The 15,634-nt window shown below is 40.5% G+C and carries 15 protein-coding genes; 1 reads left to right on the plus strand and 14 read right to left on the minus strand.

Annotated elements, in window-relative coordinates:
- Positions 1-8: 8 nt before the first annotated feature.
- From DW015_RS00735 to DW015_RS00750, 3 genes are all read right to left on the minus strand, one after another.
- Positions 9-641: a GyrI-like domain-containing protein gene (locus tag DW015_RS00735; RefSeq protein ID WP_117903464.1), complete on the minus strand. Its 633-nt coding sequence runs from the start codon at positions 639-641 to the stop codon at positions 9-11.
- A gap of 92 nt (positions 642-733) precedes the next feature.
- Positions 734-1,462: a metallophosphoesterase gene (locus DW015_RS00740; RefSeq protein WP_117903465.1), complete on the minus strand. Its 729-nt coding sequence runs from the start codon at positions 1,460-1,462 to the stop codon at positions 734-736.
- 563 nt (positions 1,463-2,025) lie between these two features.
- Positions 2,026-2,844, minus strand: a complete 819-nt coding sequence (locus DW015_RS00750; RefSeq protein WP_117903469.1) for a DUF4866 domain-containing protein — start codon at positions 2,842-2,844, stop codon at positions 2,026-2,028.
- A 354-nt stretch (positions 2,845-3,198) separates the two neighbouring features.
- On the opposite strand from DW015_RS00750, the gene DW015_RS00755 reads away from it, so the two are divergent.
- Positions 3,199-3,990 (plus strand): alpha/beta fold hydrolase, encoded by a 792-nt coding sequence (locus tag DW015_RS00755; protein WP_117863841.1) that lies wholly within the window; start codon positions 3,199-3,201, stop codon positions 3,988-3,990.
- 136 nt (positions 3,991-4,126) lie between these two features.
- Here the strand turns inward: DW015_RS00755 and DW015_RS00760 are convergent, their stop codons facing one another.
- The 11 genes from DW015_RS00760 to DW015_RS00815 all read right to left on the minus strand — a co-directional run bounded on the left by DW015_RS00760 (position 4,127) and on the right by DW015_RS00815 (position 15,363).
- Positions 4,127-4,738 carry a helix-turn-helix transcriptional regulator gene (locus tag DW015_RS00760; RefSeq protein ID WP_117903471.1) on the minus strand — a complete coding sequence of 204 codons (612 nt, stop codon included), beginning with the start codon at positions 4,736-4,738 and terminating at the stop codon, positions 4,127-4,129.
- Positions 4,739-5,018: 280 nt separating this feature from the next.
- Entirely contained in the window at positions 5,019-5,621 is a 603-nt protein-coding gene (locus DW015_RS00770; RefSeq protein WP_055271744.1) for a Type 1 glutamine amidotransferase-like domain-containing protein, read from the minus strand.
- A 371-nt stretch (positions 5,622-5,992) separates the two neighbouring features.
- Complete coding sequence (locus DW015_RS13675) at positions 5,993-6,400, minus strand: ABC transporter ATP-binding protein (protein ID WP_242993189.1); 408 nt, start codon at positions 6,398-6,400, stop codon at positions 5,993-5,995.
- An 8-nt stretch (positions 6,401-6,408) separates the two neighbouring features.
- The gene (locus DW015_RS00780) at positions 6,409-7,560 is read right to left on the minus strand and encodes an ATP-binding protein (protein ID WP_117903475.1); all 1,152 of its coding nucleotides are present in this window, start codon (positions 7,558-7,560) and stop codon (positions 6,409-6,411) included.
- 304 nt (positions 7,561-7,864) lie between these two features.
- Positions 7,865-8,818, minus strand: a complete 954-nt coding sequence (locus DW015_RS00785) for a hypothetical protein (protein ID WP_117903476.1) — start codon at positions 8,816-8,818, stop codon at positions 7,865-7,867.
- Positions 8,808-9,269, minus strand: coding sequence for a DUF4869 domain-containing protein (locus DW015_RS00790; RefSeq protein ID WP_117903478.1), 462 nt, complete (start codon positions 9,267-9,269; stop codon positions 8,808-8,810). Before DW015_RS00790 ends, DW015_RS00785 begins: the two co-directional genes overlap by 11 nt.
- Positions 9,270-9,489: 220 nt before the next feature.
- On the minus strand, positions 9,490-10,089 hold the full coding sequence (locus DW015_RS00795) for a cyclase family protein (RefSeq protein ID WP_117903480.1): 600 nt from the start codon (positions 10,087-10,089) through the stop codon (positions 9,490-9,492).
- Positions 10,090-10,155: 66 nt separating this feature from the next.
- Positions 10,156-11,589, minus strand: coding sequence for an ATP-binding protein (locus tag DW015_RS00800; protein WP_117903482.1), 1,434 nt, complete (start codon positions 11,587-11,589; stop codon positions 10,156-10,158).
- Positions 11,590-11,814: 225 nt separating this feature from the next.
- On the minus strand, positions 11,815-12,930 hold the full coding sequence (locus tag DW015_RS00805; RefSeq protein ID WP_117903484.1) for a hypothetical protein: 1,116 nt from the start codon (positions 12,928-12,930) through the stop codon (positions 11,815-11,817).
- A gap of 13 nt (positions 12,931-12,943) precedes the next feature.
- The gene (locus tag DW015_RS00810) at positions 12,944-14,110 is read right to left on the minus strand and encodes a GTPase (protein ID WP_117903486.1); all 1,167 of its coding nucleotides are present in this window, start codon (positions 14,108-14,110) and stop codon (positions 12,944-12,946) included.
- Positions 14,110-15,363 (minus strand): GTPase, encoded by a 1,254-nt coding sequence (locus tag DW015_RS00815; protein WP_117903488.1) that lies wholly within the window; start codon positions 15,361-15,363, stop codon positions 14,110-14,112. The genes DW015_RS00810 and DW015_RS00815 overlap by 1 nt, the downstream gene beginning before the upstream one ends.
- Positions 15,364-15,634 lie beyond the last annotated feature (271 nt).

The raw sequence follows: 15,634 nt of genomic DNA on the forward strand, positions 1-15,634 counted from the left end.
GAAGTATTCTATATCTTCTTTATTGGATGCCTAATGACAGTTTTCCATTTTTCAGGGACAACTCTCCTTGCATCTGAGAGATAAATTTCATGGTGTAACCTTGTCTTAGTTATGTCATTGACATATCCGTTTTTTTCTATATATTCATCAATTAGAGCAATAGTAGCTGGTTCATCATCAAACGAACCCAAGTGCATTATTTGAACACATAATCCCTCGTCAATTGTCATTAGCTCTGCTGACGAACAATCTAACTTTTTCTTTTTAGTTGCTGTTTCAACTGCCCATTCAAAGTCTTTTTGAGTTATAAATTCAGGTAAACGGATAACAGATATCCAATTGAATGATGCCTTATCAGTATAGTCTATACCGTCTATGCCGTCCTGCCACCAAAAACCCTCAAGTGGTGGAACTACATATTCAAAAAATCCTTCAATTTTATGATCTGTTTTATAACTCATTTTCAGTGTATAAGCAACAGCATATAGCACACTAATTGCTTGTTGATATGCTCCACATACTTCATTTGGGTCGCCTTTTCCTCTGATTGCAATATAATTTGCTTTAGGAACAGTTACAATTTCTGGCTTGTTTTTAGGCATATAAAATTCTTTGTACTCTTTCTTAAAATCAAAAGCCATGATTACCTCCATAAAATATAATCTATAAATACGCTTTAATACGGCATAACCCCCGTTTTGTCCTCGTCGGTTATGTTATTAGGACAAGTATATCACATTTTGAAGTGATTTTCAAGGGACTGGTTTATTTTGTCAACATAAAACTCACTGTCTGTTTCAAAACAGTAGGCGCACAGACGTCCGCCTGAGGCACAGCCACAGTCTATGGCTATGTGTCCGTTGGCTTTGTAGGCTTCGGGTCTGCCGTGGTTTGGGATATTGGCGGTAGGGGTGTGACCTGTCACAAGGAAAGCATTCGGGTCGCTGAAATAGCGTTTTGAATAGTCGGCACGCTCCCAGATAAGCTGGTGGAGGGTATATTCATCAAGGGGCTTATCCTCGCTAAAGCCTCCAAGACCTGCATGGGTGAGGACAAAGCGTTTGCCGTTTATGGTGATATCCTCATACATTGAGAAGCTTTTGAGAAACTCAATAAAGTCCATGCGGTCGGCTTTGGAGAGGGAGATAAATTCGCTGAAAGTGGGTTGTCCTCCGCTGGTGAGCCAATCAATCAGGTCTAGCCGTTCGTCTTTTGTAAGCTTGCTCACGTCATTTTTTATAAGGTGGCGGAGATTGATATAGGCAAGGTGTTCGTGGTTGCCGAACAGCGGGATAACATTATCCCGAGCCATGATATCGTTATAAACCTCCATAGGCTTTTCGCCCCTGTCGCAGATGTCACCTAGGATATAGAGGGTATCATCCTCAGAAAAGTTGATTTTTTCGAGAAGCTTAATATACTCCTCATAACAGCCGTGGATGTCAGATATTGCATATGTCATAAAAGCACCTCGCTGGGTTTTGGGTCGGGTTTCTTGTCTATTCTATTATAGCATACTTAGGGGTAAAATTGTGGAGGTTTGAAAAAATTTTTACCCATTGGCATAGAGTTCGCTTCAAGCTGCATAATGGAGATAAAATTAAAGGAAGTTGAGTAAAAGTAACCGTAAAATATTCCGCACACTACCCGACTTTGCCACTGAAAAAATGATAAAAGGGACGAAATATGCAACTGTCCAAAAATTGTTACCACAAATCTTAAAAAATATGGTATAATATCAGAAATACAGTTTGGAGGTGTGATTATGGGATCCGGAAAAAACAACAGAAACAAGGAAATGCTTGACGATTATATAGGCTACAAGCTGACAACAGAAAACAGCTCTCAGCATAGTTCGTTCAATCTCAAAGGAATCGTTGTCGCCGTGTTGATAATCATAGGGATAGCCATGATCTATGATGCCCTGCGCCCCAAATGCGCACACTCAGGCTGTGACAATACTCCTGAAGAAGGCAGCTGCTGCTGTTTGATACATGACCCTAAGTATTACAATAATAAGAACAGCTATACTCCAGCATTCACAACTGCTACAACAGCACGTCCGAAAACCACTACAGCCATGGTGTTCATGGAACTTCTCACACGCCATGCTCCCGTTCCGCAGGAGAGAAACATCATTCCCACTCTGCCTATAACAGAGGCTTTTTCTTTTAGGCTCGCCTTTGATACCGGCTCGTCCTTTTCGCCTGTTTCTTGTCCGTAATAGACCATTGCAGTTGGGGCAGTATGCTGTATCTTGTGGAAAGTATTCCATATAACATCATAGGTCTGAGCCTCGGAAAGTCCAAGCTTTACAGTGTCAGGCAGGACGTAAAGTATAAGCACGCCACGTCTTTTGTCAACACGCTTTTCCTTAATGTTCATTCCGTCGGTATAGACCCTCATAAGGTCATATTCGTCTGCAAGATAAAGCTTTGAACGTGGTGCACAGCTGTGGTTTTTGTACACATCACGAAATTTCTCGAACTCATGCTTTGTGACAAGCTTTTTCTTTTCTTCAATGACATCGCCTTCAGGGGTCATAAGGAGTTCAGGATTTTTTCCGGCTTTTCCGTGAAAACGCTTTGGTATAAGGTATGCCTCTCTCAGCAGATCGAAAAGACTTCTTCCGCAAAGCTCCAGCAGAAGTGCGCTTATATCACCGTTCGTATATGCGGTCAAAAGCACCTGCGCAAGATGTTTTGGGTCAGGATCGGTCTGCATATCGTCGTCACTAAGGTGATCGTAAAGCACGTTGCTGAGCCTTTCGCAAGCTCCTTCCGATGCCATTATCCTTGAAAAAAACTGTTCGACTTCATTTTCTTTTGGCAAAACTGTAGGCATATTATTATCTCCTTTCATGTATGTCATATCTCAGCATTTGCAAACATATTACACTTTTTCAGTATCATTTTTTGTATCTCTGTAGCGGCGGCATTGATTTTGATATAATGAATAAAATAGTTGCAGACGGGGTAGATAGACACCTTGTAAATGTGGAGGAGCGTAGAATTATGATCGACAAAAAATATTATGAAAAAGCGGCAAGGTACGTTGGGACGAGGCTTTGACAGATGTGATCTTTATTTTTATAGGGATAAATGATTTTGTGAGGAAAATTGAAAAATTTTTTCGCTGCCCCATTGGACAAACCTGATTTTATGTAGTATAATTATATAAAAAACAGGAGGAAAAGCTATGTCAAACTTAACGATCAGATTTTATTCAAATTGCCTGCGGAGGTATACCACGTTTAAAATGTACCTGCCATGTGATATAAGGCAGGACTGGGGGCAGACAGATACGAAATACTCGGAAAACAGCACCAAAACGCTTTTCTTGCTGCACGGTTTTACAGGCGACGCAGAAAACTGGGTGCCTGAATATCTTTCGGACAAGTATAATTTTGCGGTAGTTATCCCCTCGGGCGAAAATTCTTTTTGGCTGGACGGACGCTCGACCGGTCATCAGTTCTGCAAATTCGTCGGCGAGGAGCTTGTGGACTATGTAAGACGAGTTTTCAGACTTGCGAAAGACGGCAGTGAAACATACATTATGGGTCTTTCAATGGGCGGATTTGGTGCGCTTCATACAGCATTTGCATATCCAGAAACCTTTGGCAAGGTTGCTGCATTATCTTCGGCTCTTATCGTACACGAAGTCGCAGGAATGTCAGAGGGGCAAGGCAATGCCACAGCGAATTATGAATATTACAGAGAATGTTTCGGTGAAACGTCTGAGGTGCTGAACAGCAGGAACAATCCCGAATTTCTTATAGACGAACTTCAGCGAGAGGGCAAAAATATCCCAGATATATTTATGTGCTGCGGTACAGAAGATTTCCTGCTTGAAAACAACCGTGATCTTCACAAATTTCTTGAAAGCAGAAACGTTTCTCACGAGTATTTTGAAAGCAAAGGCAACCACGATATGATTTTTTGGAGTGAGTATGCTGAAAAGGCGGTCAAGTGGATGTTTGAGGAGAAGTAAGAGCGGTGATGTCTTTGTGGTTTCTTATGTGATAATATGAAACACAAGAAACCTCATACAAACTGCACAATATAAAAATACCCTTTGAGAAAAGATTTCTCCTCTCTCAAAGGGCTTGGTAAACTGGAATTTGCAATTACTTTGTAAGAACCTTTTTATGATACGATTTGTTTCCGCAGTATGGGCATTTCATCTTTCTTGATGTGCCGCAATGCAGAGCCATAACAACAGCTTTCATTGTCGGTACATATCTTTTTTTGCATACAGGGCATTCGTAGTATCCCGTATCGTGCTCATTTCTTACTCCTATAAAACTAGTGGCGAAAACTACCGCAGCTCCAAATACCAATAAAGCGATTCCGAGAGCAAGATGGTTTTTCGTCAAATAGCATCCGACAAATATCATAGTGAGAGCTACAACAATCGCAATTGTGATAAGAAGCTTCTCCAAATGCAAAATCCGTTTATTTGACGATTCCTCCTGCTTCTTCATCTCCAAAAGCAAAGAATCCGAAATTTCCTTGTAGTTTTCCATTGCGATTCGCTCCCCATTAAAAAGCTCGCTTAGGTTTATTTTTAGCAGTTCACATAGTTCTGGCATGATGGCTGCATCTGGCAGACTCCGCCCAGTTTCCCATTTTGATACGGCACGGTCTGTGATGCCAAGTTTCTCCGCAAGAACAGCTTGTGTGAAACCTTGCTCCTTCCGACAGGACGCTATGAACTTTCCGATTTTCTCCTGTTCCATAAGTAGAACCTCCTTTCTTGCATCCGTTATATCACTGTATTACGACTTTTAACAGGAACCAATGGTTGATATGTTCGAAATCGGCTCTTTGATGGGACTCTACTTTAGGTTGAGTCCTCCTCAAATTCCAGTTTATCTTTTTCTTTCTGAAAATGGGCAATCCCGATTGGAATTGCCCACTCGCTATACTTGCTATCTTAACATAACATTCAGTATCGAACAAGCTTTTGAGAAAAGATTTCTCCTCTCTCAAAGGGCTTGATAAATGGGAATTTTCAAATTAGTCTTTGCAAATAACCTTTGAACCTTCACCATCAATTACAATTCCCTGACGGTTGTTAATCGGGCATAGATTCAAATCCGAAAATTCAGTCATTATTTTCTCGGTAACTTTCTTAAATGGTGCTGTAAGATAATGCGGAAGAACATAGAAATCAATCAAATCAAGCCCTGCATCATCTTCTTGTGAGTAGTCCTCCGGCTTTTCATCCATTTGCTCGATATATTGGATGCTTGGAGCGCATATAATTGCGCCTGCCGACTCGCCGATCATCAATTTTCCATTTGCCAATTCCTTTTTCAGTAGCCCATCAGTTCCCGTTTTACGGAGCTGGTCCATAAGAAAGAAAGAATTTCCGCCGGTAAAATATATCACATCTGCTTCTTCAAAAACAGACTGTATCGTTGAATAAGCCTCCGTTGAAATATCAATTTCAGTTACGATTGCTCCCAACTTTTTGAATAATTTTCGAGCCGAGCCGACATAACCGGTGTAGCCTTCACGCAGTGAAGCTGTTGGAATAAATGCAACTTTCTTATTTTCAATTTCTTCCTTTATCAGACTTCCCACACTTGAAAAGTGCGAACATAAAAATAGTTTCATCAATATTCTCCTTAATAAATTCCGATTTGTATTTCCATTCATTTTAGAAAATGGGCAATCCCGATTGGAATTGCCCATTAATTCTACAAATTATCTTACTATGTTCATTCCAACGTCTTCATTGTAGGGAAATACCCACACCGCCTTTTTATATCTTTTCAAAAGCTCGCAAACCCTTGATTTTACTGGGTTTGCGGCGTTTTTGCTTTTTACGAAAGTTTATATATTCTCACAAAATCTACGCCATTTTGGCGTAAAATTGGCGTAGGTGGATATGGTGGAGTGGTGGGATTCTACTATAAAACAGTTTAGATTTTATTGGGCTGAAAAAATTAAACAGCTTTTTTAGAATCTATCTTTCAACTCATCGTTTAAAAGCTTTTCTTTAATGATAATAGTGTTCTGCCATTGATATTCTCGCTCGACAATTCGTAGATCTCATCTAACTCAAGCATTAAGCCGGTGGGGTTTCGCCCTATTATTACATATTGGTTTTGTGCATCAAAAGCAATATACTGCCTCATTTTATCGTCCAGCAGAATATCTGCATTATCTATCACGAAAAGCTTATCCTTCGAATTTTTGATCGAAGTTTTGTAATTCTTTTTCTGGTCAAGATAATTAAAACACCTTATTCTTTTATCATTTGCAGACAGTTCTTCAATAAATGAATACAGAGCGGATTTGCCAACGCCAGAGTCGCCTGTGATAAAAGTAACGTTGTAATCAAGATGCAGATCAACGACGAAAGAGGTGTGGGTAGTATTGATCTCTTGCATCACGATTTTTATTCATCTTCATATTTACTTCTATACTCTCTAAGCATTTCATTAAGAATAAAGCCCGCATTTAAATCTGCTCTATATACCTCTGTTTTCTTTTTACTTCCCGTTTCTATGTAATTATATCTGTCCGCCTTAGCGAGTCTATCTTTGAATTTTTCATAATTATCTGTAATAAAGTCTTCAAAAGCAAGTCGCTCATTTTCGGAGTCAAATATCAATACCACCTTCATTAAGTTTCTATAAGCATATCGTTCTTCCCCATTTTCAGGATCATACATGAATTTCAAAAGAGTATAGCGTTTTGTACCATTTGAATAGTATTTATAGGAAATTGTATCATATGAATTAAATTCCTGCTTGATATATCCCCATTCAGGTACTGGTATGGTCAACATTCCGCTATCAAGGCAGACAATTTGATATCCTTCTAATACGGTTTGATTTGCCATAATATCAAGCCGCATAAAAACGGTTGATTTGTTTGATTGAGAATACGAATAGAACTCATCTCTTTGTCGATTGCCTAAACATTCATCATCATCCCAATATGTACGAATAACATATTCTGGTTTGTAAATATGATACCAAGATTCTTCATATTCATTCCAGTTTAGTTTGTTGTTCATACTGTCATATATGAATTCAAGCGGAGATTTTGTTAGGCCAAGCCTTTTCTTCCATAGCATTTCTATTTCATGGTATTCCGCATTACCATCATTCGGGGTATTTTTATCGCCAATACGAGTATAGATACATCCTACCTTCATTCTTCCATACGGCTTTTTCAGATAAATCGGCGTAAAATCAGTATTCTTAATAATCAGTACATCTATTTCTTTTCCATCCAGAAATATGGTATGCAATTCAACTTTCGGAACAATATCTCCTGCAAAATGCAGATTATTCAAGGTATCGATTATATCTGCTTGTTTTCTGCGAGGTTTCGTCATGCCTACAATTTTGTAATCATCTGATATTCCAAACACTAAATAACAGTCTTTATCATGTACGGTATTAGCAAAACAAACAATGTCTTTTATAAGATCTTCTGCTTTTTGATGCCATTCTTGCTTGAAATCGCATTGTTCTGTTTCACATCTTTTCATTATAAAAGACTCTATACGCTCTTCTAATTCGTATTCACCATATTCCATGATTGCCTGTTTTCATCTCCTCATTATCAGAAAAATCATTCTCTTCCAGATTTGTCGGCAGAAATGCTAATTATAATTATCTTTCTTGTATGCCTTGTAGTTATCACCGAAACGTTTGACAAGTTTTTTCAGTGCTTCTATTCTATTCATGTTGGTGCCTTTAATATAAGTAAAACTATATAAAATTTACATATCCGCTCATAGTAATTATATCACCAAAACCTTTGTTTTGTCAATTCAGAAATCATAAAAACAAGCCACACCCTGTGCAATCAAATCAACACAGAGTATGGCTTGTCTATTATTATTTTTTCATTGCATTTAAAATAGAATAAATATTTTGTTCGGATAAATATCCGGAAGGGATATGGCTCTTGTTCTCGTGATACTCAAGATTTGCTTTGCCATTAGTTTCTGCCACCAGCAATGCAGTAAAAAAGCGCTCCCAACTGAAATACTTTTCACAATCTATATGTTCTGCCGGGTCAGCCAAAATCTCTTGAACATTATCGTTACGGTCAAAAATCGCCGAGCGAAGAATAAGCCATTCAAAACTCTCCGGCAAAAAAAGATCGATCTTATTATTTGATACAGACCTTAAATACATAAGCTCTTTGATTTCTGAACCAAGTGCCGCAGCGTCGGCTATTACAAGAATACGCTGATCTTTATGCTGTTCCAGTAATTTTACAATTCCGCTCTTTCCGTTAGAGCTGATACATTCGAGATCACGATCTTCAGTTGCTTTCTTAAAAAACTGAAGACCCGACCTGCTGTCTTCAACGATCACAATATCATACGGAAATGCTGATATATCCTTTTTTGAAATGTTCTTATATATCTTCTCGAACTTCGGTTTTGCACCATTTTTATGGATCTTCCTGATAGCATCTATACTGTATGGAATTTGCGCCAACGGCTCTCTTGTTACAAGAACATAATAATTATCAGAACCCTGAATCGCTTTTGCAAACTCATAAGAAGATAGAAATGGTGTACTTTCTTCAACAAAAACAATGCTCTCGTGAGTATTTTCAAGAATGGTTTCCCAATTAGCATTTGACAATACAAGGCAAGGTTTACTGCACTTTAAAATTACACCACTTTGTTCATCAAGTTCGGAATAGTTTCTCACCATATTGATGAGTTTCGTTTTTCCGGTGCCACTGTCCCCTGTCAATATCGTTACATTTCTCTCAAGAGTAAAATTAAACGTTATGTGCCTGTTTTTTATTTGTATTTTTATTTTACCCCTCATTTTCTTCACCCCTCAGATATCTATCTGCAAGCATCAAATATTCAATTGGGTCTGTAATCACTTTTCTTTTTCCTTCATTTATTATTTTCACAGAAAAAGACTTTCCAAAGTCCATCAAATGATGCAATGATACCGTAATATCCTTGCTTTCAGCCATTTCAAGCAGATACTTTGAGCAGTTATCTCCGCAATTTGAAATATTGAAGATCTTTTTAGGCTGATTATATATCAGCAGAAGAGTCTTAACGCCCGCTGACAATTCCGTTGAATTAAATTTGCCAAAAATATCGTTTTCTATAAGATCAGGACCAATTACAGTTGAGTCATCAATATCCTTAATGATCTTTTTTGCAAATGGTTCCATGACCCACATTTTATCATACTGATTTGCATAATAGACCTCAGTATTGTATATTTCTTTAGGGTGTTTTCCAAAAAATATTCTAAGCACAACACCATCTCCTTATAGCTATTATTCACAAGCGAAACGGACGTATACGCCCATACAGTCTGCCTTCTTGAAAAATTTTGTTATTCTCATTATACCATTTTTCTGCGGGGAAAGCAAGCAGGATCGCATAAAAAACAAGCCACACCCCGTGCTGTCAAATCGGCACTAGGTGTAGCTGTTATCTTGATGATAATTTTGTTGTACATCTATAAGTTGGAATTTATCTTTCAGCAGCGATCAGTATAGCTCTGCAAGGCGAACCGTCCGCACCTGATAGATTTAATGGTGCTGCATTTAAGAAATAAACGCCCTCTGAAACTTCTGCTAAACGTATCCCTTCAAGCAATACAGCGCCAGCTCCTAATAGGATAAGGTGTACTTCCATCGGAGCATTTTCAGGACCGACAGTTTGAGATTCATTACCAAGCAGTAAAATGTTTGATTCAGCAAACACTTTAGCTGCTTCCGCAGAGACCTCTGCATCTCCCTTGATAAGAATTCTCTTTGCCGCTTCTGAATTCTGTTTTTTCGCTTTTTCAAGTATTTCCGTGGCATCATCGGCAGAAACGATTCCATTATGTTCTGCAACATAAGCCATTCCTATAAATGTATCTAAACTTACGGAATCTACGGTTTTTCCGTCTTTGATAAAATGAAACGGCGCATCTATATGCGTGCCGTTGTGAGCGCACATACTAAAAGCCGTCAGGTTATACAAATCGCCTTTTTCCATTGAAGAAATCACCCTTTTTTTCGGTGTCGGGTCGCCTGGATATACCTGACAGCCGAAAACCTCTTGAGAAATATCATAGATTTTCATTTCATATTCTCCTCCACAAATTCCGATTTGCATTTCCATTCGTAATTGTCCACTCTACCTTTATCCTCACCTTGCCAAATACTTCTGATACTTACTCTTAGGCTTCTCAGGTATTGTCATAATAAGCCTGCCGCTTGCTATCATTGGCTTGACGTACCTTTCCATAACGTAAGCGATCGTCATTCTGCCATTGAAAAACTCCGCTATCTCATTCCTGCTTCTCGGCGTTTTACAGAATTCAAGTATCTCAGTTTCAATGTCATCTATCGGCACGCTTTCGGCGGCGCTGTTGTACAACGTCACCTTGAATACGCCTCTGTCGCTCTCGAATTTCGGCGCAGGCAGAACACTTTCTTCCATTGCATTTATTATCGTAGGTATGCCGCTGTATCTGTTCTCCGTTTCACCGAGTATCTCCATAGCACCCGCTATCTTAGGGTTTCTTGTGTCGGCAGACACTTTTCCCAATCTGTCAAGGGTCATTCTGCCGTAAAGTCCGCCGGGATTTTCTATCTCAAAACGGTCGCTGAACATCTTTATGGTTATAGGCGTCGTGTCCGTGTGGATACTGTAATCTCTGTGGATAAGAGCGTTCAGGATAAGCTCTCTTATAGCAATTACAGGATATTCCGTCTTGTCCGTTCGCTTGCCAGTGTTCGGGTCTATGATAGTCGCAGTTTTCATATTTTTGCGCACGAACACCAAAGCATCATTCAGCATCTGCACAAGTGTTCCGTCTATTCGCTGATTATCTATAAAACGTTCGCCGACGCTTGCCGTACTGCTTATCTCAGTTCCGGGTACGGACACAGCAGTTATGCAAAGCTGCGGAAAAAACGCCTGCGGGTAGTTTGAAAAAAGCATTATTCCGGTCAAAGTCGGTTTGCCCTCATCAGTAAAACCTTGCAGACGGCATATTTCTTCATTTGAAAGCTCGGCAAGATTAGGCTTTTTGCTTTTCAGCAGGTCAAAATAAAGCTTGAATGCGTTGGTCTGAATGTCCTTTTCAAAGGCTCTTTCGCAAGTCCTCAGCTCGTCGTGAATACTTTTTTTGAAAGCTTCATAGCTGTAAACCTCATATTCCGTCATAAGTCTGTCAGCGTCGCCCGACCTGACATATGAACCTTTCAGCCTGCCGACACCGCTGTAAAAGCAGGGTTTGTCAGCATTATCTATCTCCTGTATCTCGGCAGACACGACAGTTTTGCCGTCGATAGATGCAACGGAAAACAGCGGTCTTATCACAGGCGTCATTTCCTGACACTGCGCCTCGACCTTTTTCATAAGGTCAGCGGCATCATAAACTCCGCAGACCTCGTACCCGTCATTTTCATCTACGCCGAAAATAATAACGCCTCCGCCCGACTGATTTGAAAAAGAGGACAGCGAATCACGCACCTTAGGGCAGCCCTTAGTTGCCGCTTTTATCTCTATCTTGTTACTTTCACTGCGAACAAGCTGTATTTGTTTCACCATATCTACAAGTTCATTATCAAGCATTTTATCGCCTCCATAATATAATTATACTGATTTTATTAGAATTTGTCAAGATTAAATTCTTATAAAATTGTAATTTGTCTTATAAAAGTCTAATAAAAGTCGTATAAAACGAGGCGGTTGCCTATAATTTGATATGGGAGTACAAAAAAATCACCGATACAGGCACAAAAGCTTGTATCGGTGGTTTTCTTTAACCATTGTTATTAATAGAAAAGCCCGCTTAACTCAGCTCAGCGAACTAATATAATACCCTAGTGTACTCTTAGGATTAAGCTCCGAAAGATCAACAGCTACGCCTACCGCCATGCCTAGCCGCTCGCGGTCTGCCTGCGATACGTCGAACTCTATTCCCCACGCGTTGCCGTCTATGTTTATCCACGCCGTCGGGCCGAACGTTCCGCCGTCAAGCGTTGCGCCCTCCAGGCTCGGGCATATCGCTTTCAACTCGTTGTACGTCATGCCTACCTGCACGCCCTCGGTGATGTATCCGCCCGGCGTGACGTGTATCGCGTATGGAAAATCAAGCGTGCCGATGTTCTGTATGTCCGTGGTATAAAAGCCGATCTTCGTGTTCGGGTACACGTCGTCGTTCTCCACGGCGATGATGTTTTCCTGCCCCACTGATATAAAATCCATGCTGAAATCGTCACCCAGCTCGGCAAAAATATCGTCCGCCGTTTCGTAGATAAGGTCGTTCGCATACACCGTGTCGTCGTAAATGTCATACGGCGCAAGCGTGGTCACGGGCTTAGTTGTAGTCGCCTCGGCGGTCGTAGTGGTGGTAGTTTCCGTCGGCTGAGCGGCGCTGTCAGATTTTTCATCTGCCGATTTTCCGCCGACCTCGATAAGAAAAGTCGCCGAATGTTCGTCACCGTCTGAATCATAATGGCTCTCAGTGATCCTGAAATCACCCGCATTGTCCACACCAATGCAAGCCTGAGCCTTGCAGGTGCTTCCGATAGGCGCTTCATTTGGGTTTCTCGCAACGTCGCCTGGGTAACTGTAACCCATAACGCCATTGCTGTCTGTTATGGTGTCCTCCATGTCAAAGAAAATGCCCTTTGCTATGCTGTCCTCGTCCTCGTAACCGATGTTTGTATATTCGTAGTCCACGATGTAGACCGCTGCAGGTTTTTCGTCCGCATACTCATTGCGCTCAGTCGTTTCCGTGACTCCCGTGATGGTAAGCGACCACTGTCCATCAACTGTCCAAGTTTCGCCAATGGTGTAGTAGTCTTTCTTCTTGCTTTTTTTGCCGCTGCCTGAATCGCTGTCAGAACAAGCGGTGAGCAGCAACAGCGCACCCGTGAGGACTATTGCTGTTAGCTTTTTTATGGTCATTTGGTTGCACCCCCTATATCTTGATCTCGATAGCAAGCAGCTTTTCCTCAGTTTTCTCGATCTCTTCAAAAACTACGCCTTTCGTTCTTACAATGTACTTGTCCACCGTTTCATGAAGATTTTCTTTGATATCTTTTACCGTCGATATGTTTATCTTTATCTCTACAAAAAGCTTTTTCATACGCTCTTTGGTAACGTCCTGGTTCATGAATTTCAGTATTTTTCCCGTTGATTCGGCGATCCTTTCCACCTGATGACTTACTTCTTCTTTGAAAGCCTTTGTTGCGTCAAAAAACATTATTGGGTCGTTCAGTAGCTTTAACGTGTCCATACCAAAAACGATCGCATAATACTCTTGTGACAGCAGCTGATAATAATTATACGCATCGTTAAACTCATTATTTAGTTTTCTTACAGAATTTAAAACGAACATTCCGAATTCATAATTTATCTTCTCTTCAAATTTATCGAGCTTATGATGCTTTTGCAGAACAAATCTTGTACTTGCCACCATATCATGAAGCTTATCGTGCTCGCTGCGAAACATTTCGTTAGCGTGCTCTTTTATTTTATACGGCACTTTTACCTTGTAATTGTTCCACAAGTTGCGGATAATGCAGTTTACTACCTCTTCGCGTCCAAACTTTTTTACCTCGCCAGAAATAAGTTTTTTCTCATAGTTGTTTACAAATATCACCGAGTCAGCCGAAACGCCGCCGTCTTCAACTATGCGCCTTTTCATGCGCTCCGCTCTGTCGTCGTTCTCAGATTTGCAGTGGGTTATCACAACGTTTACGTTGTTTTTCTCAGCTATAAGGTTGTTTATTATGCTTATCTCAAAATCTTCCACTCTGTCAGAGTCGGCGCTAAGGCAGTAGATTATGGTGCTGAACCATTCATTGATAGAGTGCTTGTCGTATTCTGCTACCTTTTCGATTATCTGCTTGTGCCATTCGTCCGCTTTATCGGGTTCAAGACCCCAGCTGTCGCATATCGAAAAAGATATTCGGTCGTTATCTTTCAGCTCGAAAGAATATTCGTGCAGGCCCTCCGCCGTTACGGGCTTTCCCGCACCCGTCTCCGCGACCTCTTCGCCAAATATGTAATTCAGCAGACTGCTTTTGCCAACGCCCGATTTGCCGGCTATCAGTATATTAGTTTTTATCTTGTCGCCTTCCATTATTTTCTTGCTCCTTTTTTCGTATCCTTGAACATATCAACTACAGCTTTTACTATTCTCTCTACAATTTTCTGATCCTTGCCCTTGCTGATCTCTTTCATTACCTTTTTCAGATTTTCAACAGTAAAGTAGTCGGAAATTTTGGTGATCATAAGGTCTTTCGAGCCGCCGTTCTCTATGCAGGCTTTAGTGTATTCCTCGCAGATCTTCGTTATCGCAACGCCGAGGGTAGCCGTAACAGTAGTTGCCACTGAAACATTTACCGTGGCTTTCGCCGCGCCGCCGACAAATGGGATCACCGAAAGCAGCTGAGAAGCCAGCGTTTTTCCTATATAAGAAACGAAGCCCGCTCCGGCTAAATTTTTCACAACGCCCTTCATATCATTATCTATTCCGTAGCAGCTTAAAATATCCATCGCCATTTTTACCTGTATGCCCATAAGCGGTACCGAATCGGAAAGTGGCACGGGTACAAATGATGTAGCCGTAACAATACCTGCGGCTAAAGCCGCGTATTTCGGTATCTTGTGCTTTATCATCATTTCTGCCATTTGACCCTGCGCTTTTTTGAGCGACGGGATAAAGCTTTCTCTGAGGTAATCGTCAAGATTATGATGTGCCCAGCTGTTTATCTCAGATTTCTGCACATACTCGTCGCCAAGATCGCTGTTAGTAGAATAGGTAAACACCTCAACGCCGTTTATTCTGCTGCGTTTTCCGGCTTCGCCGACAGCGTCCTTTATCTGAGCGACTTCGTTCTCGTCAAGATTATCCACCTTTGTAATAATAACGCACACGGGGATATTTCTCGCCTGTATGTCTTTTATCAGCCTTTCATCGAGATTCATGAAGCGGTTATTTATGCAGTACCAAACCTCGTGGATGTGCATACCCAAATCCGCAGAATATGTATTTTTGCGTTCGTCGATAAGATCTATTATATTTTTGTAAAAAGCGCTGTTTTCCGGCGTAGACGAGCTTTCTACCTCGTAGCCCTCAGTGTCGAACAAGGTAATGCTCTTTGAATGATACTCGTGTATGCCCCTTGTCTGCGGTTTTCCGCTGCTTCCGACAGGAGCGGCACTATCCTTATCAAACTCGAAGAAGTCGTTTATAAGGCTGCTTTTGCCAACGCCGGTAGCTCCGCACACTATGATATTGATATTTTTTGAAGCATTTTCCTTTACTTCTTCATAGCACTTATCATAGTCAAAGTTTTTTACGTCAAATTTCTTGTTGATGTTTTCGTTCATGTCAAAAAACTCCTTTTCCTTATTGATTTGTCAATTATCAACTATAACTGACATAATAATACGTTTTTGTATGTTAATTATAACACATTCTTTTTCACTTTTGTTAAGCTGGCTGCTTAGTATAACGTTTTCGTAAGATATTTTTTTATTTTAACAAAAAACATGGCACAATCCGCTTCTTATACAAATATCGCATTATTTCAAATACTTTACATCATTATATCATATTATTTCACATATTTCAACCCCTTTATAGGAAAAATTCCGACAT

The sequence above is a fragment of the Ruminococcus sp. AF37-20 genome (assembly GCF_003460465.1).
Taxonomy (GTDB): Bacteria; Bacillota; Clostridia; order Oscillospirales; family Ruminococcaceae; genus Hominimerdicola; species Hominimerdicola aceti.